The 22524-nt window shown below is 64.4% G+C and carries 22 protein-coding genes; 8 read left to right on the forward strand and 14 right to left on the reverse strand.

The window, feature by feature from the left end; genetic code table 11:
* Positions 1-38: 38 nt before the first annotated feature.
* Positions 39-485 carry a helix-turn-helix domain-containing protein gene (locus GWQ44_RS11855; protein WP_047305335.1) on the reverse strand — a complete coding sequence of 149 codons (447 nt, stop codon included), beginning with the start codon at positions 483-485 and terminating at the stop codon, positions 39-41.
* Positions 486-588: 103 nt separating this feature from the next.
* Here GWQ44_RS11855 and GWQ44_RS11860 point away from each other — a divergent pair, with 103 nt between their 5' ends.
* On the forward strand, positions 589-1815 hold the full coding sequence (locus GWQ44_RS11860; protein WP_275927398.1) for an MFS transporter: 1227 nt from the start codon (positions 589-591) through the stop codon (positions 1813-1815).
* A 139-nt stretch (positions 1816-1954) separates the two neighbouring features.
* Here GWQ44_RS11860 and GWQ44_RS11865 read toward each other — a convergent pair whose 3' ends face one another.
* The 7 genes from GWQ44_RS11865 to GWQ44_RS11895 form a co-directional block, all read right to left on the reverse strand.
* A complete protein-coding gene (locus GWQ44_RS11865) occupies positions 1955-2893 on the reverse strand; it encodes a spore coat U domain-containing protein (protein WP_179602132.1) in 939 nt (312 codons plus the stop codon).
* Between the two features lie 83 nt (positions 2894-2976).
* Positions 2977-5334, reverse strand: coding sequence for a fimbria/pilus outer membrane usher protein (locus GWQ44_RS11870; RefSeq protein WP_275927399.1), 2358 nt, complete (start codon positions 5332-5334; stop codon positions 2977-2979).
* A 119-nt stretch (positions 5335-5453) separates the two neighbouring features.
* Entirely contained in the window at positions 5454-6245 is a 792-nt protein-coding gene (locus GWQ44_RS11875) for a molecular chaperone (protein ID WP_016963523.1), read from the reverse strand.
* Positions 6246-6291: 46 nt separating this feature from the next.
* A complete protein-coding gene (locus tag GWQ44_RS11880) occupies positions 6292-6792 on the reverse strand; it encodes a spore coat U domain-containing protein (protein WP_103741639.1) in 501 nt (166 codons plus the stop codon).
* 4 nt (positions 6793-6796) lie between these two features.
* Entirely contained in the window at positions 6797-7333 is a 537-nt protein-coding gene (locus GWQ44_RS11885) for a spore coat protein U domain-containing protein (RefSeq protein WP_016963521.1), read from the reverse strand.
* 20 nt (positions 7334-7353) lie between these two features.
* Positions 7354-7893: a spore coat U domain-containing protein gene (locus tag GWQ44_RS11890; RefSeq protein ID WP_016963520.1), complete on the reverse strand. Its 540-nt coding sequence runs from the start codon at positions 7891-7893 to the stop codon at positions 7354-7356.
* A 105-nt stretch (positions 7894-7998) separates the two neighbouring features.
* Complete coding sequence (locus tag GWQ44_RS11895) at positions 7999-8499, reverse strand: spore coat U domain-containing protein (RefSeq protein WP_016963519.1); 501 nt, start codon at positions 8497-8499, stop codon at positions 7999-8001.
* Positions 8500-8738: 239 nt separating this feature from the next.
* On the opposite strand from GWQ44_RS11895, the gene zapE reads away from it, so the two are divergent.
* Entirely contained in the window at positions 8739-9857 is a 1119-nt protein-coding gene (gene zapE, locus GWQ44_RS11900) for a cell division protein ZapE (RefSeq protein ID WP_275927400.1), read from the forward strand.
* Entirely contained in the window at positions 9850-10479 is a 630-nt protein-coding gene (locus GWQ44_RS11905) for a hypothetical protein (RefSeq protein ID WP_200902902.1), read from the forward strand. Before zapE ends, GWQ44_RS11905 begins: the two co-directional genes overlap by 8 nt.
* Before the next feature lie 211 nt (positions 10480-10690).
* Here the strand turns inward: GWQ44_RS11905 and GWQ44_RS11910 are convergent, their stop codons facing one another.
* Positions 10691-11680 (reverse strand): ABC transporter substrate-binding protein, encoded by a 990-nt coding sequence (locus tag GWQ44_RS11910; RefSeq protein ID WP_260620681.1) that lies wholly within the window; start codon positions 11678-11680, stop codon positions 10691-10693.
* A gap of 235 nt (positions 11681-11915) precedes the next feature.
* Between GWQ44_RS11910 and GWQ44_RS11915 the strand changes: the two genes are divergently transcribed.
* Positions 11916-13421, forward strand: coding sequence for a PucR family transcriptional regulator (locus tag GWQ44_RS11915; RefSeq protein ID WP_275927471.1), 1506 nt, complete (start codon positions 11916-11918; stop codon positions 13419-13421).
* On the opposite strand, the gene GWQ44_RS11920 is transcribed toward GWQ44_RS11915, so the two are convergent.
* Together GWQ44_RS11920 and GWQ44_RS11925 are read right to left on the reverse strand one after the other, a co-directional pair.
* Positions 13411-13755, reverse strand: coding sequence for a cupin domain-containing protein (locus GWQ44_RS11920; protein ID WP_047305341.1), 345 nt, complete (start codon positions 13753-13755; stop codon positions 13411-13413). The genes GWQ44_RS11915 and GWQ44_RS11920 overlap by 11 nt on opposite strands.
* A gap of 15 nt (positions 13756-13770) precedes the next feature.
* Positions 13771-15156: an FAD-binding oxidoreductase gene (locus GWQ44_RS11925; protein WP_047305342.1), complete on the reverse strand. Its 1386-nt coding sequence runs from the start codon at positions 15154-15156 to the stop codon at positions 13771-13773.
* Between the two features lie 277 nt (positions 15157-15433).
* Between GWQ44_RS11925 and GWQ44_RS11930 the strand changes: the two genes are divergently transcribed.
* On the forward strand, positions 15434-16747 hold the full coding sequence (locus GWQ44_RS11930; RefSeq protein ID WP_275927401.1) for a leucine-rich repeat-containing protein kinase family protein: 1314 nt from the start codon (positions 15434-15436) through the stop codon (positions 16745-16747).
* Between the two features lie 68 nt (positions 16748-16815).
* Here the strand turns inward: GWQ44_RS11930 and GWQ44_RS11935 are convergent, their stop codons facing one another.
* A complete protein-coding gene (locus tag GWQ44_RS11935; RefSeq protein WP_016968482.1) occupies positions 16816-17520 on the reverse strand; it encodes a YebC/PmpR family DNA-binding transcriptional regulator in 705 nt (234 codons plus the stop codon).
* A gap of 201 nt (positions 17521-17721) precedes the next feature.
* Positions 17722-18582 (reverse strand): LysR substrate-binding domain-containing protein, encoded by an 861-nt coding sequence (locus GWQ44_RS11940; protein ID WP_275927402.1) that lies wholly within the window; start codon positions 18580-18582, stop codon positions 17722-17724.
* Between the two features lie 109 nt (positions 18583-18691).
* Here GWQ44_RS11940 and GWQ44_RS11945 point away from each other — a divergent pair, with 109 nt between their 5' ends.
* The 3 genes from GWQ44_RS11945 (at position 18692) to GWQ44_RS11955 (ending at position 21485) form a co-directional block, all read left to right on the forward strand.
* A complete protein-coding gene (locus GWQ44_RS11945; protein WP_275927403.1) occupies positions 18692-19801 on the forward strand; it encodes a 2-aminoethylphosphonate--pyruvate transaminase in 1110 nt (369 codons plus the stop codon).
* Positions 19802-19905: 104 nt separating this feature from the next.
* Positions 19906-20733, forward strand: coding sequence for a phosphonoacetaldehyde hydrolase (gene phnX, locus GWQ44_RS11950; RefSeq protein WP_016968479.1), 828 nt, complete (start codon positions 19906-19908; stop codon positions 20731-20733).
* 197 nt (positions 20734-20930) lie between these two features.
* A complete protein-coding gene (locus GWQ44_RS11955) occupies positions 20931-21485 on the forward strand; it encodes a cytochrome b (RefSeq protein WP_275927404.1) in 555 nt (184 codons plus the stop codon).
* Here GWQ44_RS11955 and GWQ44_RS11960 read toward each other — a convergent pair.
* The gene (locus GWQ44_RS11960; RefSeq protein WP_047305346.1) at positions 21476-22405 is read right to left on the reverse strand and encodes a pyridoxal-phosphate dependent enzyme; all 930 of its coding nucleotides are present in this window, start codon (positions 22403-22405) and stop codon (positions 21476-21478) included. The genes GWQ44_RS11955 and GWQ44_RS11960 overlap by 10 nt on opposite strands.
* Between the last annotated feature and the right edge of the window lie 119 nt (positions 22406-22524).

Raw genomic sequence — 22524 nt, forward strand, 5'->3', positions numbered from 1 at the left:
CGACGACTGCGGGAAGCGCTCCCGCAGTCGTCATGTACTCACGACGCCGGCACCCGCAGGCAATCATCCGGCCCCAGCAAGCGCCCATCCGCCGTCCGCAGTTCCAGTGCCGGCAGCGGTTGCCCGGTTTCCCGGTCGACCATCCGCGAATGCGCCTCGCCCTCCTTGTAGAAAAACGCCTCGCCCCATTGGCGCAAACCGATGATCAGAGGAAACAACCCCTTGCCCTTCTGCGTCAGGACGTACTCCTGATAGGCACTGCCATCGGAGGCGGGCACAACCGCCAGAACCCCATGCTCCACCAAGGTGCGCAGGCGCGCGGCGAGGATGTTCTTGGCCATGCCCAGGTTGCGCTGGAACTCGCCAAAGCGGCGGATGCCATCAAAGGCATCGCGCACGATCAGTAACGACCACCAATCGCCAATGGCGTCCAAGGAGCGGGCCACCGGGCACTCGGCATCTTGCAGGCTCGTGCGTTTGACCATGTCGAGGATTCTCCAAACGGACAGCGGAAAAGTGGTTGCAATATAAAACCGCGATCACTACCGTACAACTGGTTTTATAACAAAACCAGATACGGAGTCCGCCATGTCATCAGAATCCTCAACCCCCTCGCCACTGTCAGCCAAGGTGGTGCTGTTGTTCGCCGTAGCCTGCGGGCTGGCGGTGGGCAACGTGTACTACGCACAACCGCTGCTGGACGCCATGGCCCAGGCCTTCGACCTGGCGCCGGCCACGGTGGGCATCGTCATCACCCTGACCCAGGTGGGTTACGGCCTCGGCCTGCTGTTGCTGGTGCCCCTGGGCGACCTGCTCAATCGCCGGCGCTTGATCGTCAGCCAGACCCTGCTGTCGGTCCTGGCCCTGTTGACCGTGGCCCTGGCCCCCAACAGCGCCTGGCTGTTACTGGGCATGGCCTGCACCGGCCTGCTGGCGGTGGTGACTCAGGTGCTGGTGGCCTACGCCGCCCACCTGACGCCGGTCGCTCAACGCGGACGGGTGGTGGGGATGGTCACCAGCGGCATCGTCGTGGGCATCCTCCTGGCCCGCACCGTGGCCGGCACCATGGCCGATCTGGCGGGCTGGCGCTCGGTGTACCTGCTGTCGGCCGGGCTGACCCTGCTGGTGGCCCTGGCCCTGTGGAAGGTGCTGCCGACCGCTGAACAGCCGCCAGCGGTGCAACGCTACGGGCAACTGCTCGGCTCCCTGCTGCTCTTGTTCAAGGAGGAAAAGATCCTGCGCGACCGGGCTGTCCTGGCCATGCTGATTTTCGCCGCCGGCACTGTGTTATGGACCCCGCTGGTGCTGCCCCTGAGCGCCCCGCCGCTGTCGCTGTCACACACCGAGATCGGTCTGTTTGGCCTGGCCGGCGCCGCAGGTGCCCTGGGCGCGGCACGGGCCGGGCACCTGGCGGATCGCGGGCTGGCGCAGTGGACCAGTGGCCTGGCCCTGACGCTGATGCTGCTGTCCTGGTTGCCCCTGGCCTTTACCCAATCCTCCCTGTGGGCCCTGCTCGTCGGGGTGATCACCTTCGACCTGGGCCTGCAGGCGGTCCACGTCACCAGCCAGAGCCTGATCTACAGCGTGCGCCCGCAAGCCCAGAGTCGTCTGGCGGCCGGTTACATGCTGTTCTATTCGGCCGGCAGCGCCGGCGGCTCCATCGCCGCCACCGCCACCTACGCCTGGGCCGGCTGGACCGGGGTGTGCCTGCTGGGCGCCGCCATCAACGGCGTGGCACTGACCTATTGGCTGTGGAGCCTGAACCCGGCAAAACACCCGGTCACTGCGCACTGCGCCAGTTCAGCGCGTCCCTAAGAGGCTCGCCCGAAAGTGTTCCAACCCCGGCCCCGCGCCGTGCGTTGCAGCAGCGCGGCGCCAGGGAACCGCCAGCCAGGGCATGACTGAGCCAAAGCACCTCGGGCGGACGACGGCGATATCAATGCCGCGGTGGTTCCTAGAACCCCACATCCAGCACCACGTTGTCGACATAGGTGCCGGCCGGCGGAGTGTTCTGGTCGGTATAGATCCGGGCGTTGTAGTTGAAGATCTGGCTGCCGGTGCCCAGGCCGTTGCCCGGGTTGACCTCGGCATCGGTGCTGGAGCGCCGGGCACTGCCGACACTGCCCCAACGGGTGTTGCCGGCACTTTTGAAGATGTCATAGGCCAGGTAATTGCCGCTGGAAACCATCCGCCGCCGACCGCCCGTGCTCACCGGCTGCTGGCCATCGCTCAAACCCACGGTATAGGCGCTGCCCTTGGTGCAGGCCAGGTTGATGGTCTGCCCGGTCACCGTGGCAAAGGCGCTGACCACCGGCGCACTGCCGAAACTGATGTTGGGCGCGGTGATCACGCAATCGTTGGACACCGTCATGTTGACCGTCAGGGCCTGGGTGCCACTGCCGATATCACGCCCCAGGCAGGCGCCCAGGGCGCCGATCCCGGCGCAGTAGTTCCAGCTCCAGAAGATGCTCAGGTTCTCGGTATAGACCCCCGCCGCCACGTTGCTGCCGGTGATGGTCCCCATGTAGATCGGCACAGTCTTGGCCACGGTGGGGCTGCCCAGCAAACCAAGCACATCGATGATCGAGTTGCGGGCGAAGTCGAACTGCACCCCGCGAGTGATCGGGTAGCTGGTGCTGTTGTTGGCGTACAGGGTGTAGCCGATGACGTCGCCGGTGGGGCCGACCATGCCGCTGGTGGCGGAAGTGATGGTGGCGTAGAAGTGGTCGCTGCTGGTCAACAGGCTCAGCAACGAGCCGGTGCAACTCAGGCCGGCATTGGTGGTGGAGGCCGGCTGCGAAGTGGTGCGCACCAGGATCGAGCTGAGCGTGCCGAACCCCGCCGGCGCGGTACTGACCGTGGTGCACAGCGCCTGGGCCGACAGCGCCAGCATGCTGGCCAAGAGTCCCGCCACTGCCTGTCGCCAGCCCTTGAATCTGCCCACGCCTCGCCCTCCCTTGCGTCTTGATCCTGCCGCTACTGACAGACCAGCGGGCCGATCAGCGGCACCTGCTGCTGTTGCAGATCCATATCGAACTGCGCATGACAGCGCTGGCCATCGGCCAGGCCGACTTCCAGGCTGTTGTGTTGCGCCAGGTTCTCCAGGTACACCAGCCCATCCCAGCCGACCACCGCCCGGGCCCCGCTCGGCTGGTGGGTCACGCTGCTCCCCAGAGGCAACTCCCGTTGCTGGGCATCCACCAGCACCACGCTGGCGGCGATCACCCGGGCCAGGGGAAACTCCAGCAGATAGCCGCTGCCCCGGCGTACCGCCACCCGCTGCTCGACATTCGGACTCTGCACGTTGGCCGGCAGGTTCAGCGGATCGATCTCGTACTTGCCCCGGTAGTAGGCGCTGCTCCAGGGCACCAGCAGGTGCCCACTGTTGTCGGTCTTGCCCACCAACTGGTTTTCATAGCGCACCGGTATGTCCGGGTAGCCGCCGGTGCTGACCACCACGAAGGCGTCGTCGATCTGGTTGGCGGCGAACAACTGGCGGTCCATCCACACCAGCGAACCACTGGCATCGGCCCAGCGAGTCTCGGCTTCGCGGGTGCCGTAGAGCCCGGCCTGCAGGCGCACCGATTGCAGGCGCCAGGTGGCATCCGCCTGGCGATAGTCGGCACCGGCGCCGGTGGCATACCCCAGGTTGTAACCGACACCCCCCTCAAGCGGCACCGAACGACTGAAATTGACCCGCTGGCGGTTTTCCCCGGTCTTGCTGCGCTCGTTGCTCAGGCTCAGGCTGCCGTGCAGATCGAAGGGAATCACCAGTTGCGCCTGCAGGGCCCACTGGCTGTTGCCGATCTCCCGGTTGGCCGACAGGTAGAAGCTGCTGTTGTGCCACAACGGCTTGCTCCAGGTCAGGTTCAGCAAGCGGGTGCGGCTCGAATCGGCGGCCCGCACATCGAAATAACCGGCTCCCAGGCTGCCGTAACGCTCCAGATTGAGGCTCAGGGTCAGTTGCTCGCTGCGCTGGCTGAGACGGGTGTAGGGGCTGTCGAGCAGACTCAGGTTGGCGTACTGGTCACGACGCTGCATGCGCTGGTACGCCAGGCTGAAGCGCTGGTTGTTGTACTGGTAGCCGAAGCTCAACTGCTGGCCGCCGCTGCCATCGAAGCGGCTCTGGCTGAGCGCGGTATTGAGCACGCCGAAGTGCCCCAGGCCCAGGTTGCCGCCCAATCCGCCCAGCGTCAGGGAATCCGCGGCTTCGGCGTGGGCCTCCAGGGTCAGGCTGTCGCTCAGGCCATGGCGCAGGCTGCCGGATGCGACGCCCGGGCCATAGCCGAAATCACGCAAGCTGTAGTCACGACGCAGGTTGCCCGCGGCCACCGAGAAGTCCGTCAGGCCCTTCTGCAGCAAAGTGCTGGTGACATAGAACGGCACCGTGGTCGACACCTGGCGCCCCAGGGCATCGGTGGTCACCACCACCGCCTCTCCCGCACCGTTGATGAAGGGAATGTTGGTCAGGGTATAGGGACCGGGCTGCAACTCGCTGCTGCTGGCCTTGTAGCCGTTGATGAACAAGTCCAGGGAGGATGGCACCGCCGCTTCCCCGGCAAACTGCGGCAAGGGATAGGTCACCAGGTCCGGACGCACGGCGAAGTCCCGTGACAGCTGGACCCCGCCCAGGCGCACCGAACTGCTCCAGGGCAAGGCGCTGCTCACCACGTCACCCGCCTCATAGGTCAGCAGGCGCTCCTCATCGGAAAAACGCCAGGTGGTGTCGTAGCGCCGATAGCCATTGTTCAGCGAAGCACTTTCAACCCCGGACAAGGTGCGCCGGTACTGGCCGGTATTGGACAAGGTGCCCCAGGTGTCGAACAGCCGCACTTCGTTCCAGGCCGCCAGGTAAGTGCCGCCGTCATCGGTGTCATTGAGGTACAGGTCATAGTTGAGCAGCGCGCCGAAACTGCTCAGCGCCGGGGTTCGCGGATAGGCCTGGCGACTGCCGATGAACTGCTCCGGCAACCAGTCCGGCGGCACATCCAGCAGCAGGCGCTGGCCCTGGCTGTCGTAATCGCTGTGCAGGTCCGGCAGGCTCTGCAGATCCACCTCGCCGCCCAGCCCCTGCGGCAGCTTGATCCCGGCGTCCTGCAGCGTCTGCAGCGGCATGAACAGTCGTCCGGCGCGCTGCTCCACCGCCACCACCTTGCCCGTGTTCATCTGATTGATCACCAACTCCAGAAACAATTGCGCGTCGGCCATCGACTCCAGGCTGCTGGGCGGCGGCGGTAGCTCGCCGGCCTGGATGGGCCAGCCCAGCATCACGCCCCACAAGCCGGCAAAAAGCCCTTGCAAGCGCCGGAAACGACGAGCCGGAACCTGGCTCATGGCGGGTTCAAGTCCATCTATGGGCATCTCCATCCCAAGGCGAATGCGCCATCGTGCTCACATCCGTCCGTACCGCTCCCCGATTGCCCTCTTGCCGACGGCCGCGCGACGCCAATGCTTCAATGCGCAGGCGCCAAACTCTGCAACTGCGGCGCACCGTTGACCCGCAGTTGCAGGGTCGAGTCAGCCGCCAGGGGCTCGGTCAACGGCCAGCGCATCACCGCGCCGGGCAGGACATACCCCAGCAAGCCCGGCGCCAGCGGCCGGGTCTGCGCGCCCTGTTTGAACCCGACATCGGTCAGGCGCGCATGCACCGCGCCCTGATTGCGCATTTCGAGGAACGTCTTGCCGTCCACCGCCACCTTGCGCCAGCTCAGGTCGGGTACGCCGGCGCCCTTGGGATCGCGCTGGCGGGTGGTGTCCTCCTTGCTCCAGAGTCCGGCGCCATAGGCGAACAGCGGCACCGAGTAGCGCATCTGGAAGCGAATCGCCGCCGCGCTCTTGGCACCGTCCTGCGGGGTGATGGGTTGGGCCGAGGGGATCTCGTCGATGATGATCCGGTACGCCAGCTCCTGCCCCGGCGGCACATCGCGGGTGCGGGTCAGGCGCACCAGTTGCTTCTGCCCGGGTTCGATCTTCGCCACCGGCGGGCTGCCGATGACCTCGCGCTGGTTCTGGTACTGATCGGCAAAGCCGCTCTGGCTCCAGGCAAACACCCGGATCTGCAGGTTGGCCGTCTCGGTGCCACGGTTTTCCAGCCACAAGGCGCTGGCCTGCTGGTCGGCCTCCAGCACCGGGTCGATCGGCCAGATCAGCACCGAGCTGGCGGCCTGTACCGCGGGCACACCGGACAACAGCCCGGCCAATATCAGGTAACGGGTGGCCCGCAGGCCCCGCAAAAGTAAATGCATACTGCTACTCCTTGTCCGCCTGCCGGCTGATGGTCGATTCGCCCCTTCACCACGACAGCTGCACCTGCAGCACGTCGCTGTACGTCCCCCCAGGCTGATTGCCCGGCAACTGCACCTGTCCGTAGATCGGCAGGCTGATGTTATTGGCATCGCTGTAAGCCACGGCCACGCTCTGGCCGATCCCCAGGCTCTGGCTGTATCCCGCATCGCGAAACAACTGATAGGCGACCCGGGCACTGCCGCTGTTGATCTGCATGTGCCGCCCGCTGCTGTTGTACTGGCCGCCGTCCACCGTCATGTTCAGGGTCACTCCCGGGGTGCACTGCAACTGCACGCCGCCGCTCAGTGCCACCCGGACCGTGCTGGTGGACAGCGCCGACTGGCTGCCGAACGCCAGGCTGCCGTAGTTGCTGACGCCGCCCACCACCAGGCAACCGGCGGTGATGGTGGCGCTGACCTGGAAGCTCTGGCTGGTGGCGGCACTGATCCACGCCGGCCAGGCACTGGCACAGATCAGGGCCAGCAGCGCACATCCGGGGCGGACCATCGCATCAGAAGGTCAGTTGCACGGACACCGTATCGGTGTAGGTGCCGGCCGGCAGCCCGGCCTTGCCCACGGCCTGGCCATAGAGATTCACGGTCTGCGCCACCCCGGTGCTCGGTGCCAGGTTGATCACCCCGTTGATCGCCACGATCTGCGAATGCCCGGAGTCGGTGTACAAGTCGTAGGGCACGTAGTTGGCCACGCCGTCGTACAGCGCCCGGGTGCCACCGGTGGACTTGCCGTCGTTGCTGCCGCCCTGGATGGTCAGGCTGGGGGTGGTGCCGCTGGAGCAGAGAATCGACAGCGCCCCGCCTCCGCCTCCCAGCACCTGGCCGGTGGCGGTGGTGAACAGGCTGTTGGTGGTGCCGAAGTTCAAGGCGCCGAAGTTCAGGCCGGTGCTGCCGCCGACGCCGTTGACCTGACAGCTGCTGGTGAGGATCAGGGTCGAGCTGATCTGCCCGGTGACCGTGGTGGCGGCGTTGACCGTTGAGGCCATGACCAGCCCCAGCAAGGGCCAGCCGATTCTGGATACAAGCGCGTGCATGATGTGCGTCCTCTCATGAGTTACCAATCCAGCGTGATGGTCAGGGTGTCGGTGTAGACCCCTGCCGGAACCGCGCGGGTATTCGCGACCACCGAGCCGAACACCGGAATGGGAATCCGCCTGCCGCTGCTCACTGCGAAATTGCGCTGCTGGCCGATGCTGTAGCTGTCGCTACCGGATGCATCGACGAACAATCGATAGGGAATGGTCTGGCGCCCGTTGCTCAGGCGCCGGGTCGTGCCGTCACCGTTGAGGCCGCCATTGATGGTCACGGTGAACCCGGTGACCGAAGGGTTGCAGGCCACCTGCAAGCGGCCTTCGGCGCTGTCGGCAAGGCTGGCCTTGATCGGGTTGACCCAGGTCGGACCTTGCCGGCCGAAATCGAGCAGGCCCAGGTCGCTGACAGGACCTGCGGCGGGATCGCTGCCCGCACTGCTGACCTGACAACTAGCCAGGATCACCAGACGCGCCTGAATCTGTCCGCTGATTGCCGCCTGGGTGTCATCGGCCAGCAGGCACAACGAACCCAGGGCGATGATCGTCCAGCTTCTGCCATTCATTGTCGCCATCCCGCTTCCATCAGGACTCCCACCTGAGCCGTCCATCGTCGACGGCTTTCCCTGTTCTGCGCGGAATCCCCCGCGGCAGCTTTCATGGCCCCGACTTCACCAGCTCAGGGTCACCTTCAATAGATCGGAATAGCCCCCGGCCCGGGGAATCTCGGCCAAGGGCTCGATGCGCCCGTAAAGGGGCAGATCCACGCTGCCGGAATCCGGCACGCGTCCGCTGACCGGGACATTCACCGGCAACGGTATGCGCCGGGCCGGGTCCTGGTACAGGCGATAAGGAATGGGTTTGCCCGGCGCGCGGTTGCTGGCCAGGTAGCGCACGTCGCCGACACCGCCATGCAGGCCGCCATCGACGCGCAGTTGATAGGGCGTATCGGGATTGCACTCCAGACGCGGCCGGCGGCCACTGGGCAGCGCGGCGGTCAAAGGCCCCGCGGCATCATCCAAGCGCGCGCTGCTGCCGAAATCCAGGGTGCCGAGCTGCTCGATGCCGGCTTCGCGCTGTTGCCCCTGCAACTGGCAACCACGCAACACATCGACCCGGACCTGCACCTGCAGATCCGCGGCCCCTGCCGTCGCGCAGAGCAACGCGCTCATGACTGCCATCCCCTGGTATCCATTCAAGGCCTCAATCCTTGTGAGAAGCATTTGCTGCAATCAGGTTAGCAAGCAGCGGGGAAACCGCCAGTTTGCGTATTAATTGGCCAGATTCCGGCCCACCCGCCCCTCGCATCCGAGCCATGCCCTTTAGAGATCACTGGTCGACAGGTTTCCTATTGGTTAAATTGTCGCGCCGCTTTTAAGGTGAGCGGCCCGAATCATCGAGGTAACCGCTCTTGGCCGCTCTACCGCCAAAACCTGCACCGACTCGCTCCCCCTGGCGTCGCCTGTTCGCCAGGCCCGCGCACCGCCCGAGTGCTGCCGGTGCGGTCATCCGCGACTACTTTCGCCACCGGGCCCAGGAGCTGGGCTACACCCTGAGCCACAGCCAGTTGCGGGTGATCGACTGCATGGCCCAACAGGCCGAAGACCTGGCCCACTCACCCGGCAAGGCCCAGAGCCTGTACCTGTACGGCGCCGTCGGCCGAGGCAAGAGCTGGCTGTTGGACGGGTTCTTCCGCGCCCTGCCCCTCGCGGAAAAACAGCGCCTGCACTTCCATGACTTCTTCGCCCAGTTGCACCAGGGCATGTTCCGCCACCGGCAACAGGCCGACGCCCTGGAAACCACCCTGGACCAATTGCTCAACGAGTGCCGGGTGCTGTGCTTCGATGAGTTCCACGTCCACGACATCGGCGATGCCATGCTCATCACCCGGCTGTTCAAGGCCTTGTTCAAACGCGGCATCACCCTGCTGGTGACCTCCAACTACGCTCCCGAAGGCCTGCTGCCCAATCCGCTGTACCACGCCCGGTTCAAGCCGGTGATCGAGCTGATCAAGCAGCGCATGCAGGTCATGGAAGTGGGCGGCCCCCACGACTACCGCAGCCAGGCCAAGACCCATGAGCAGCAGGTCTTCACCCAGGGATGCTATGTGTGGCCCGGCACCCCGGCCCAGCGCCAGGCCCTGGCACTGCCGCAGCGCCATGCCCCGGCGCAGCCGCTGAGCGTGGGGACCCGGCAACTGACCGTGCGCCAGATCCAGCAGCGCAGCATCCGTTTTGAATTCAACGACCTGTGCGAACAACCCACGGCCGTCATGGACTACCTGGAACTGAGCCGCCAGTTCGACACCTGGATCATCGACGAACTGCCCGAACTGGGAGAATGCTCGATTGCCGCCCAGCAGCGCTTCATCAACCTGATCGACGTACTCTACGACCAGGACAAGCGCCTGCTGCTGATCGGCCAGCGCCCATTGCGCGACAGCCTGGGCGGCCACGCCATCGACCTGGCGCGCACCCGCAGCCGCCTTGGGCAACTGCGGGAAATCGGTCCGGAGCCGGCCCATGGCTGAGCCAGGGCGCACCTGCATGCACAGGCTGCCGCTGACTTTTTTCCAGCTGCTTGACCTGCACCTGAGCAACTTGACGCTCGAACATCCGTGCCGGTTTGGCCTGCTGGCGTTCTCCCCCGCCGAATTCGCGGCAAAGGGCTACGAACTGATCGGCGAGCCCACGGACTTTCACTTCTACGAAAAGAGCCACTTGACGGATTACCACCAGCGAACGCTGGAGGTGATTTTCAAGTGCTACTTCTTCGGCCAGCAACGGATTGACAGTGGCTTCAACCTGGTGTGCGGCGTCCGCCTTACAACCTTGCTCAAGTACCTCAAAGGTTGGACCGAGCCGGGCCACAGCCTGGCCTTTTACTTCTCGCACGACAAGAAAGAAGGCGCAGTGATTCTGGATGACCGGCATGTGATGCGTTTCAACCAATGGAGCGCCAGAGGCGCCTATCTGATTGCCACCCTGGAAAGCGACTTTGACTCAAGCAACCCCTCGGGCAGAATGGCCACCGAGTCAGTCAAAAAGACCTTTGAACACTACAGCCTGGAGTGGATGCCAAGCGAGACCCGAAACCTCAGGCATCCCGCTGCATTCCGCAGGTTGGCCAGAGCCATGCACGCTGGCCTGTAAATGCCGTGTGCTCTATCGAACGGCCGTCAGCCTTTTGCAAGCCTTCCAGGGTGACGGGCCGACCCGGTGATCGGCGCTTGGCATCAGCCCGACCCTTCATGGGCAATTCATCGAGTAGCTGGAAGCATTCGGGGAAGAGTAGATGGATGTCGATCGAGTTGGCGTCTGGCAGGAACGGCGCGCCGTTCCTGCCTGAACGATGTAACAAGCGCTATTTGGCGGCCCAGGCATTGAAGCGCTGGTGCAGTTGCTCGCCATGGTCGGCCCAAAAGGTCGGGTCCATTGCCACCTGCTGTTTCAGATCAGGCAGTACGCTGAGCCGTTGCTCGCTGAGCAAGGTATTGGCGCGCTGGTTTACCGGTGCATAGGCAATGTGCTGCGCGTAATTTTTTTGTTGCTCGGCTTCAAGGGTGAAGTTGATGAACTTGAGACTTTGCTCACGGTTCTTCGCACCACGGGGTATGGCCCAGGCGTCCATGTCATACAGGCCGCCATTCCAGACGATGCGCAGGTTGCTCTGCCCCTGTACTGCGCTGATCCGGCCGCTATAGGCGGAGCTCATGACCACGTCGCCAGAGGCCAGGTACTGAGGAGGTTGGGCTCCGGCTTCCCACCATTGAATGCTGGACTTGATTTCATCGAGTTTGCGGAATGCACGATCCTGTCCCGCCTCGGTGGCCAGCACCTTGTAGACCTCCTCTGGGGCTACGCCATCGGCCAGGAGCGCAAATTCCAGGGTGTACATCGGGCCCTTGCGCAGGCCGCGTTTGCCGGGAAACTTCTGCACGTCCCAGAAATCTTTCCAACTGGTCGGGGCGCTGGTGAGCTTGTCGGCGTTGTAGGCCAGCACCGTAGACCAGACGAAGAAGCCCGCGCCGCAGTTTTGCAGCGCACCGGGAAGCAGGTCTTTCGCCAGGTTCGGGTCGACGCTGAATTCTTCCAGCAAGCCATCGTCACAGGCGCGAGCCAGCTCGGGCAGCTCCATTTCAACGACGTCCCAGGAGACACTGCCGGTGTCCACCATGACTTTGATCTTGGCCAGTTCGCCGTTGAACTCGCCCGCGATGATGCGCGTGCCGTGCTGAGCCTGATAGGGCTTGTAGAAGGCTGCAACCTGGGCGTCCTTGTTCGCGCCTCCGTGGGACACCACCGTGAGGTCGGCCAGGGCCGAAGTGGTCGCGAGGGACAACGCCAGCAGCATCAATGGCAGAGTCGGTTTCTTATTCATTATTTGCGTCTCCAGATGATTGAGGCCTAGGTCCAAAAAAGGATCTGCTGCTACCTGGACGAGTTTTAGTGTCGCCTGCCGAGTCGGCAATCGTACCAAGTTAGGATTCCGCGATTGGCCTTGGTACGTTCGTATGAGCGGGCTTTGCTGGTGGGTGTCGGGGTGGCATGCTGTGGCCCTTCAAGTCCCGGGCCTGATCGAACACGCCATGTCATTGACCGTCAGCGACATCATTCAGATTCCAGCATTGCGCACGCGCCTCATCGGAGGGGCTCGGGGGGTTGACCGACCGGTTCGCTGGGCGCACGTCTGCGAGTTGGACGACCCGGCGCAATGGCTGGGGCCCGGGGAGCTGTTGATGAGCACCGGAATGGGCATCCCCGCAGGGCCGCAGGAACAGTGGCGTTATGTGCATCGCTTGCAGGCGGCCGGACTCTCGGGGCTGATGATTGGCGAAAGCATGCAGGCGCCGGAGGATCTGCAAGGCCTGCGGGACGCCGCCGATGCCCTGGGCTTTGCATTGCTGATGACCGAGTACGGCGTGCCGTTTTCCTCGGTGACCCGGGCCATTGTCGAGGCCACTCAACAGGAAGAAGTCGAGCGTCGGCAGGCCATCACTCGGCTCTACGAAAGTGCGCGCATGGGCATTCAGGGCTTGGGGCTCGAAGCGCTCTTGAGCCGCCTGGAAAAAGACGTCAAAGCCAGCCTCAGGCTGCTCGATCCGCACACCCTGGAGCCCTATCTGGCTGGGCTTCCAGAAGTCGTTGCCGCACAACGCTCAGCGTTGCAGCAGCGCTTGAAGCCTTCGGGCAATGTGCCTGTGGTGCAACGCTGGCGCGCAGGTGACGACGATGTCCTGCTGATGTTGATGCCCAGTCGCCGTCCTTGTGTCCTGGTGGCGCAGGGCGAGAACCTGCCGGACTATGGTTTGCTGCATCACATGGCGGCGGTTTTGGGCATCGAGCTGGAGCGACTGCAGGTCGAGCGGGAACGGCATCTGCGCCTGACCTCGGAACTGCTCGATGATTTGTTCCAGCAACGCTTGTCGGATCGTCAACTGACCGAGCGTCTGCGAGCGTTTGGCGCGTCGCCGGAACATCTGCGCGTTGCGGTGATGCACAACGATGGTCGGGAACTGGCCGAACTGGACGACCAGTTGTCACGGACCGAGGCCAAGGTGCTGATGCGCGTGCAGGGTGACGAGCTGATACTGCTGTTGTGGGGGGAGCACAGCCCCCGGACCGTTCAGGCGCGCCTGCACAGGTGCCTGGGCCTGAGTAATCCACTGGGGCATGCCGAACGCGGCCTTGAGGCGTTGCGAGAGGCGCGCTTGGCCCTGGCGCATGCCAGCGCCGAGCAGCCCCTGGCGTGCTACGAGCAGACCGAGACGATGGCTCCATGGCTGGCACAGAGCCTGGAGGGTGCGCAACAGACGTTTCAGCGGGTACTGGGCAGTCTGCTGGAGTATGACCAACTGCAAGGCACGCAATTGCTGCGGACCTTGCAGGTATTCCTGCAGCAGAATCGCTCGTGGCTGATCGCCGCCAAGGTGTTGCATGTGCACAAGCAGACGCTGGTCTATCGCATTCGGCGCATCGAAGAAATTACCGGGCGTTCCCTGGATCACACCGAAGACGTGGCGATTCTCTGGTTTGCCCTGCGCAGCGCCGAGGTCGCCGGGGTGCACGAGCGTATCGCTGCCTTCAAGGAATGATCACGAAGCTCTTTCTGACGGTTTCGCGGATATCCCATTCGCCTTGGCAGTTCGCGGGAAAAAATACCGCATCGCCAGCGTGAATCTCTATCGCCGGGCCGTGGTCGGGTACAAAGAAGCCGTATCCGACGATGAAGTGACTGAACTCGCGCTCCAGTACCTGGCGGCGCCAGCGTCCAGGCGAACATTCCCAGACCCCGGTCAGTAACGACGCGCCAGCATCCGCCATGCTTATGCGAGTCCTGGCCACCAACTCACCAATGGGTTGTTTGACGTCGACCGGCATTCCCAACGCCAGGCCTGAAGTGTTGCTGAAGATAATCGGGGCGCTCATGACAGCTCCTTTGATTCAAGGTTTTTTGTCTTCAAGGCCGGCGGGGGCCAGCTTGCTCAGCGAATGGGCCAGCCAGGATGGCGCACGACCCAATGCCTGCGCGCGCTCCTTGCGCTTGACCGCATTGCGCACTAGCAGGCCGCCGCAGTAGCGCAAGGGTTCTGGCGGGAACCGGCGCAAGGAGCGATTGACCAGGCCGCAGCGGCTCCATTGGTTGTTCAGGTCCAGAGCCAGGCTGGCGAGAATCTGTCCCCCCAGATGGCTGGGTCCGACCCCATTGCCGCTCCAGCCCACGCCGTAGATGATCTGCGGCGCATCCTGCAGACGGCCAAACACGGGCAAGCTGTCATAGGTCCTGTCGATGGGGCCCGACCAGCGATGTTCGATAGCCACGTCGGCCAACTGCGGGTAGAGGCGCCGAAAGTCCTCTTCGACCTCGGCATGCAACTGTGGCAACTGGTCATAGCGAGTGCCGACCCGGCTGGCAAACGACATCAGGCCGGTGCCCTTGCCGAAGATGATTCGCCCGTCCTGGGTGGTGCGGTAATAGTCGACCATCTGCTGGGAGTCGGTAATGGCTTCGCCGCCAGTCCAGCCGATGGCCCGCAAGCGCTCGGGGATCGGCGCAGTGGCGATGATGGTGCTGCTGACCGGCAACACACTGCGGCGCAGTTGCGGCAACTCGGCAGACCAGGCATTGGTGGCCAGGACTACGCGTTGAGCACGGAGCTGGCCGTGGTCAGTGTGCAGGCGCGTGGGTTGGCCGCGTTCCATTTGCCGAACCCGACTGTTTTCGAAAATGCGCACCCCCTGTTCCAGGGCCACCCGGCGCAGGCCGCGTACCAGGCGAGCCGGATGCACCGTGGCATTGCCCGCCTCAAATACACCTTCCAAGTGCATGGGGGAACCACAGCGGCGAGCAATTTCGGCGTTGCTCAGGCTGCGGAACACGTCCTCGCCCAATGTCGCACAGGTGTGCTGCACGCTTTGCCAGGCGCCACGTTGCGCCTCGGTTGTGGCCGTCCATAGCCAGCCTGACCGCACGAAGTGCGCATCAATGGCATGTTGCTCGCAGAAGATTTCAATTTCTTCGATGGCCTGCGCGGAAGCTCGAGCCAGCTTCAGTGCCTCTGCTGCGCCGCACAGCGCAGTCAGCGAACTGATCTTGGGCCACCATGACATGACAAAGCCACCATTGCGCCCTGATGCACCTGCGCCGCAGATGTCCTGCTCAAGGATGGCTACGGTTTTTTCGGGAGCCAGTTGGCGAATGTGCAAGGCTGTCCATAACCCGACAAAGCCTCCACCGATGATGGCGATATCCACATTGCAGTGGCCTTCCAGCGCAGGCGCTGGACTGAGCTCATCCGCCAGTTCTTGTAGCCAGAGAGATCGTTGCATCGTTGATCCTGCCGATGTTTATCGAGCACTCACAGTGACGGCGAGCTGGACTGGCGGGCAATTGAGCGAAGTACAGAAAATCCGCGCAGGGTTTGTTCGAAGGTATGAAGCATCACCCTTGCACGCTGAAGCGGGCTACCCCAACTCTTGAGTCTGTCGGTGCTCGGCACCGATTTTCTGCAGTTGCGCAAAGGCAATCCGCCGCCCAGGCAGCAAAACCGGCCGATCTGCTTTATCCTCCCCGCCCTTGTTCTTCATTCGAGTGTCGACGCTGTTCATGGATACCCTTGCTCAACTGCGGGCCGGCCAGCTGGCCGGAATCAAGCGCCTGGACCTGTCCTGTGGACTGACCGAGTTCCCCCGGGAGATCTTCGATCTGGCCGACTCCCTGGAGATCCTCAACCTCAGCGGCAACGCCCTGGACAGCCTGCCCGACGACCTGCATCGCCTGACCCACCTGCGCATCCTGTTCTGCTCGGACAACCAGTTCAGTGAAGTACCGGCCTGCCTCGGCCAATGCGCGCAACTGAGCATGATCGGCTTCAAGGCCAACCGCATCGAACGGGTGCCGGCCGCCGCGCTGCCGCCGCAGTTGCGCTGGCTGATCCTCACCGACAACTGCATCAGTGAATTGCCGCAAGAGCTGGGCCAGCGCCCGCTGCTGCAAAAGCTCATGCTCTCGGGCAACCGCCTGACCCGGCTGCCCGAGAGCCTGAGCCAGTGCCATCGCCTGGAGCTGCTGCGGATCGCCGCCAACCAACTGAGCGAACTGCCGCCGTTCCTCCTGGCCCTGCCGCGCCTGACCTGGCTGGCCTACGCCGGCAACCCGCTGGAATCGGAAGCCGACGCCACGGCGCTGGCCTCCACGCCAAGCATTCCCTGGAGCGAACTGACCCTGGAGCAGCGCCTGGGCGAAGGCGCCTCGGGAGTGATTCACCAGGCCCAGTGGCAACCCGCCGGGCAACCGCCGCGCGCGGTGGCGGTCAAGCTGTACAAGGGCGAGATGACCAGCGACGGCTCGCCGCTGCATGAAATGAACGCCTGCATCAGCGCCGGGCTGCACCCGAACCTGATCCGTGTCGAAGGTCGAGTCCTCGATCATCCCCAGGAGCAGAACGGCCTGGTGATGCAACTGATCGACACCGACTTTGCCAACCTCGCCGCGCTGCCAAGCCTGGACTCCTGCTCCCGGGACATCTACCCGGACAACGCCCGCTTCAACGCCGAGGTGACCCTGGGCATCGCCCGGGGCATTGCCTCGGTGGGCGCGCACCTGCACGCCCAGGGCATCACCCATGGCGACCTCTATGGCCACAACACTTTGTGGAATGCCCAGGGCGACTGCCTGCTGGGGGATTTTGGCGCGGCATCCTTCCATGCCCAGGACGACAGCCTGCAAAGCCGCGCGCTGCAACGCCTGGAAGTACGCGCCTTCGGCATCTTGCTGGAGGAACTGCTGGAGCGTGGGGATGGTTCGCTGAGCCTGGAACAGCGGCAGAAACTGGCGGCGCTGGTGCAGCGCTGCTGTCAACCTGAGGTGCTGGCGCGACCGGATTTTGCCCAGGTCTGCGAGGAATTGGCAGGGCTTTAAAACAGCTTCGCCGGCCAGCCGGCACCTACAGGAGTATGCAGGTGCCGGCTGGCCGGCGAATCTCAGTTTTAACCCGCCAGGCCGACGAACATGTCCTGCACGTCGTCATGGTTGTCCAGGCCTTCGAGGAAGGCTTCGACTTCAGCCATCTGCTCATCGCTCAGGCCGCTCACCGGGTTCTTCGGCTGGTAGCCGAGCTTGGCCGACAACACGGTGAAACCGTGTTCGGGCAAGGCTTTCTGTACCGCATCCAGGTCCGCAGGCTCGGTCAGGAACAGGGTCGCGCCCTCTTCGCCCGGTTCGAAATCCTGGGCACCGGCTTCGATGGCGGCCAGTTCCGGATCGGCGTCCGGGCTGTCCGGCGAAGCTTCGATCATGCCCACGTGGTTGAAATCCCAGGACACCGAACCCGAAGCGCCCAGCTGGCCCTTGCGGAACGCCACGCGGATTTCCGCCACGGTGCGGTTGATGTTGTCGGTCACGCATTCAACGATCAGCGGCACCTGGTGCGGGGCAAAACCTTCGTAGGTCACGCGGTGGTACTGCACGGTTTCGCCCAGCTGACCCGAGCCTTTCTTGATGGCACGCTCAAGAGTCTCACGCGGCATCGAAGCCTTTTTCGCCTGTTCCACCACCAGCCGCAGGTGGGCGTTGGTGGCGACGTCAGCGCCGTTACGTGCGGCGATGGTGATCTCTTTCACCAGCTTGCCGAAAATCTTGCCCTTGGCGTTGGCTGCCGCTTCTTTGTGTTTAACCTTCCACTGTGCGCCCATTACTCACTCTCTTGATCTATGGCGTCGAGTTGGATTTGGCCGACGCGATGGGCAAGTTTATACGTCCTCAAGGCCCTGATCGACCAAAAAGTCAGTATCCGGCCGCCGCTCTGACGGCCTTGGCCCGAGTCGGCCTTGCCGGCGGCGGCCATCTCTCGGGCCTCTGCGCTGGCCAGCCAGCGCCAACCCGCGGGGGACGGGTCAGGCGGGGGCCAGGGCGAAAAATGCCTGGATCAGGCGCAACTCGCGACGCCGCTCGATGCAGCCGAGCATGTGCCGGTTGACCAGGCCCGCGCCGCGAATCGGCACGGTTCGCACCCGCGGGTCGTGGCCGACTTCCACCGAGCTGACCACGCCCACCCCCAATTGCGCCGCCACCGCCTCGGTCACCGCTTCGCGGCTGTCCAGCTCCAGCAGCACCCGGGGTTGGACTTTGGCCAGCCCGCAGGCCTCGTCGAAGGTGCGCCGGGTAATGGAGCTGGGCTCACGCAGCACCATGATCACCTGATCCAATTGTTCGATGGCGATGCCTTCGGGCAGCTCCAGCCAGGGATGTCCCTGGGGCACCAGGGCACACATCCACGATTGCGCCAGGCTCTGCAAATGCAGGCCCTTGCGCGGTTCGACCTCGGTCAGCACCGCCACGTCGGCATGTTCGGACAGCAGCGCGGCCAGGGTTTCCTGGGCGTTGCCCAGGCGCAGGTTGACCGTCACCCCCGGATACTGCGCCCGCAGGCTGGCCAGCATCGGCATCACCAGATGCGGGCCGTCGGCCGCCACTTCCAGACGCCCGGTCAGCAGTTGCCGGTTGGCTTCGAGCAGGGCCTGGGCCTCTTGCGCCAGGCCGAACATGGCCCGGGTGATGGCCGCCAGCTTGGTGCCCTCCTCGGTCAACTCCACCCGGCGCGCGGTGCGCCGCAGCAGCGTGATCTGGTAATGCTCTTCCAGGGCCTTGATGTGCCCGGTGACGGCCGGCTGGCTGATGAACAGCCGCCCGGCGGCCCGGGTGAAGCTGCCTTCACGGGCCACGGCGTCGAATGCGCGGAGTTGAAACAGGTTCATTGCTATCGGCCTCACTGATGGCTGGCATAACAACAAACAATTTGATTGATGACAAGGCAAACTGCAATTTAGTCCCCGTAGCGTCACCCCATCTTTTCGAGGACACCCCATGAGCGTCGCCGAGCCCATCCTGCTCACCCCCGGTCCCCTGACCACCTCCGCCCGCACCCGCCAGGCGATGCAGGTGGACTGGGGTTCATGGGATGAGCGTTTCAACCAACTGACCGCCAGCCTGTGCCGGCAACTGCTGGCCATCGTCAACGGCGCCGACAGCCACCACTGCGTGCCCCTGCAAGGCAGCGGCACTTTCGCCGTGGAAGCGGCCATCGGCACCCTGGTGCCCCGTGACGGCAAGGTCCTGGTGCTGATCAACGGTGCCTACGGCAAGCGCCTGGCGAAAATCTGCGAAGTGCTCGGCCGGGATTTCAGCACCTTCGAAACCGCCGAAGACCAGCCCACCACCGCCGCCGACGTCGAGCGCCTGCTCCAGGCCGACCGCGCCATCAGCCACGTGGCCCTGATCCACTGCGAAACCAGCACCGGCATCCTCAACCCGCTGCCGGAGATCGCCCAGGTGGTGGCCGGCCACGGCAAGCGCCTGATCATCGACGCCATGAGTTCCTTTGGCGCGCTGCCCATCGATGCCCGGGAAATTCCCTTCGACGCGCTGATCGCCGCCTCCGGCAAATGCCTGGAAGGCGTGCCCGGCATGGGCTTTGTCCTGGCCGACAAACACGCCTTGGCCCAGGCCGCCGGCAATGCCCATTCCCTGGCCATGGACCTGCACGACCAGCACAGCTACATGGCCAGGACCGGCCAGTGGCGCTTCACCCCGCCGACCCACGTGGTGGCCGCGCTGCACGAAGCCCTGCTGCAATACAACGAGGAAGGCGGCCTGCCGGCGCGTCATGCGCGCTACGCCGACAACTGCCGGGCGCTGCTGCAGGGCATGGGCGAACTGGGCCTGCAGAGCTTTCTGCCGGAGTCGATTCAGGCGCCGATCATCGTCACCTTCCATGCGCCGCAAGACCCGCGCTACCAGTTCAAGGACTTCTACGAACGGGTCAAGGCCAAGGGATTCATCCTCTACCCGGGCAAGCTGACCCAGGTCGACACCTTCCGCGTGGGCTGCATCGGCCACGTCGACCGCCGTTGCATGCAGGCCGCGGTGGCCGCCATCGGCGAAGTGCTGCGGGAAATGGAAATCCTCGACCTCTGACTCACCCGCGCCCCTGCAGGAGCGAGCTTGCTCGCGAATCAGGCGCCGCGATCCCCGAACCTTTTTTCGCGAGCATGCTCGCTCCTACAACAGGCACTGGAACCATGAACTACAGCAACCCCACCCAGCTGCAAGCCGCCATCCTCGACTGGGCCGGCACCGTGGTCGACTTCGGCTCCTTCGCCCCGACCCAGATCTTTGTCGAAGCCTTCGCCGAGTTCGACGTCCAGGTGTCCATCGAAGAGGCCCGCGGCCCCATGGGCATGGGCAAGTGGGACCACATCCGCACCTTGTGCGACCTGCCGCAGGTGGCCGAACGCTACCGCCAAGTCTTCGGCCGTACCCCGACCGACGCCGACGTCACCGCCATCTACGAACGCTTCATGCCGTTGCAGATCGAGAAGATCGCCGAGCACTCGGCGCTGATTCCCGGGGCCCTGGAGGTGATCGCCGCGCTGCGCGAGCAGGGCATCAAGATCGGCTCCTGCTCCGGTTACCCCAAGCAGGTGATGGACAAGGTGGTGGCCCTGGCCGCGACCAACGGCTACGTCGCCGACCACGTGGTGGCCACCGACGAGGTGCCCAACGGTCGGCCCTGGCCGGCCCAGGCACTGGCCAACGTGATCGCCCTGGGGATCGAGGACGTCGGTGCCTGCGTGAAAATCGACGACACCGTACCCGGCATTCTCGAAGGTCGCCGCGCCGGCATGTGGACCGTCGCCCTGATCTGCTCGGGCAACGCCCTGGGCCTGACCTACGACGCCTACCGGGCCCTGGCCAGCGACACCCTGGCCAGCGAGCGCCAGCGCATCCACCGGCTGTTCGAGGCCTCGCGCCCGCACTACCTGATCGACACCATCGCCGACCTGCCCGACGTCATCAGCGATATCAACCAGCGCCTGGCCCGGGGGGAAATGCCCCAGAACCATTGATCAGGCGCTGGCTGGGGCAAAGACGGCGCTGCCAGGAGGCATCGCCGTTTTTTTTCGGTCATATCCGCGCCAAAGCTCTGGCACGGGCGATAAAAGCCACAAGCGGCTCAGGCAAACCCGGGGAAAGCGGATTACAGTTAAACCACTCCGTCATTCAAGAACGGAGGCTTCAGACCTGATGACCGAGGATGTCCCGTATGCCCTGGAAAAACACTGAGTCTCGCTACAGCACCATGACCATCACCTTGCATTGGCTGATGCTGGTGTTGCTGGCGGTGGTTTACGCCTGTATCGAATTTCGCGGCATCTTTCCCAAGGGCAGTGGCGGGCGCACGCTGATTGTCGAGGCCCACTTCATGCTCGGCCTGACCGTGTTTGCGCTGGTCTGGCTGCGGCTGTTCGCCCGCGCCCAGGGCGTGGCGCCGAAGATCCTGCCCACCCCGCCGCAGTGGCAACAAGTCTTGTCGAGCCTGATGCACTGGGCGTTGTACCTGTTCATGATCGCCATGCCGATCCTCGGCTGGCTGACCACCAGCGCAAAGGGCCATCAGGTGATGTTCTACGGTTTCGACCTGCCGCTGCTGGTGCAAGAGAACAAGACCCTGGCCAAGCAGTTCCAGGGCTGGCACGAACTGCTGGGCAGCCTCGGTTACTGGCTGATCGGCCTGCATGCCCTGGCCGGGCTGTATCACCACTACATGATGCGCGACAACACCCTGCAACGCATGTGGCGCCAGCGCGGTCAGGCCTGAGCCAGCAGCGCGCGGCGGCCCTGCAAGCCGCCGGTGTGGACGAAGATCAAGCGGCAACCCGGAGCAAAGCGCCCGGCCACCACCTGCTCCTGCAAGGCCAGCAGGGCCTTGCCGGTGTACAGCGGCTCCAATGGCAACCCACTGTGCAGCTCGCTCAACCGGATGAATTCCCGCAGCGGGGCATCGACCTTGGCAAAGCCACCGCGGCTGCTGTCCAGCAGTTCATAACCCCCAGGGCCCTGCCCGGCCGCCTGCACAATGCCCTCGACCTGTTGCGCCACCCCATGGTTCTCGGGCACCGCCAGCGCGCCATACACCGGGTGCGCCCCGGCCTCCGCCAGCACCAGCCCGGCCAGGGTGGTGCCGGTGCCGGCGGCCAGCCACCAGGCGTCATAGTCATTCCAGCCCAGGCTCGGCAACTGTCGCTGCACCTGATCGCGCAAGGTCATGCAGCCCGCCGCACCGGCCAGGCCACCACCGCCTTCAGGCACCGGGTACAACTGCGGGTACTGGGCCTGCCAAGGCACCCAGAACCCCGCCTCATGGCGTGCCCGATAACCGGCGTAGCCCAGCCAGTGCAGGCGCATGCCGAACGCCTGCAGGTCGAGCACCGTCGGCGTGTCCTGGGGATGGCCACGCAACAGGCCCACGGTAGGAAAGGCAAAACGCCGGCCAGCGGCGGCCAGGGCATGCAGATGATTGGAATGGGCGCCCCCGAGGCTGATGATGCCGTGGGCACCGGCGGTACGTGCCGCCGCCAGGTGCTGGGTCAGCTTGAACCATTTGTTGCCGCTGATCAGCGGATCGATCAGGTCCAGGCGCAGCACCGCCACCTCGACCCCGGCCCGGGTCAGCCAGTCCAGCTCCAGCCGTTGCAGCGGGGCGTGGGGTAACCAGTCGAAGGATTCGGGCAAGGACATCGGCAGCGGGGGTTCAGGGAAAAGGCTGCGCAGTCTATCAGCTCCAGGCCCACGCTCATCCTTGTAGCCGCAGGCTGCGAACGGGTTCGCAGAACCCGCAAGACAGGCAACCGCGCTCG

It is taken from the genome of Pseudomonas sp. 3MA1, assembly GCF_029237275.1.
GTDB classification, from domain to species: Bacteria; Pseudomonadota; Gammaproteobacteria; order Pseudomonadales; family Pseudomonadaceae; genus Aquipseudomonas; species Aquipseudomonas fluorescens_AP.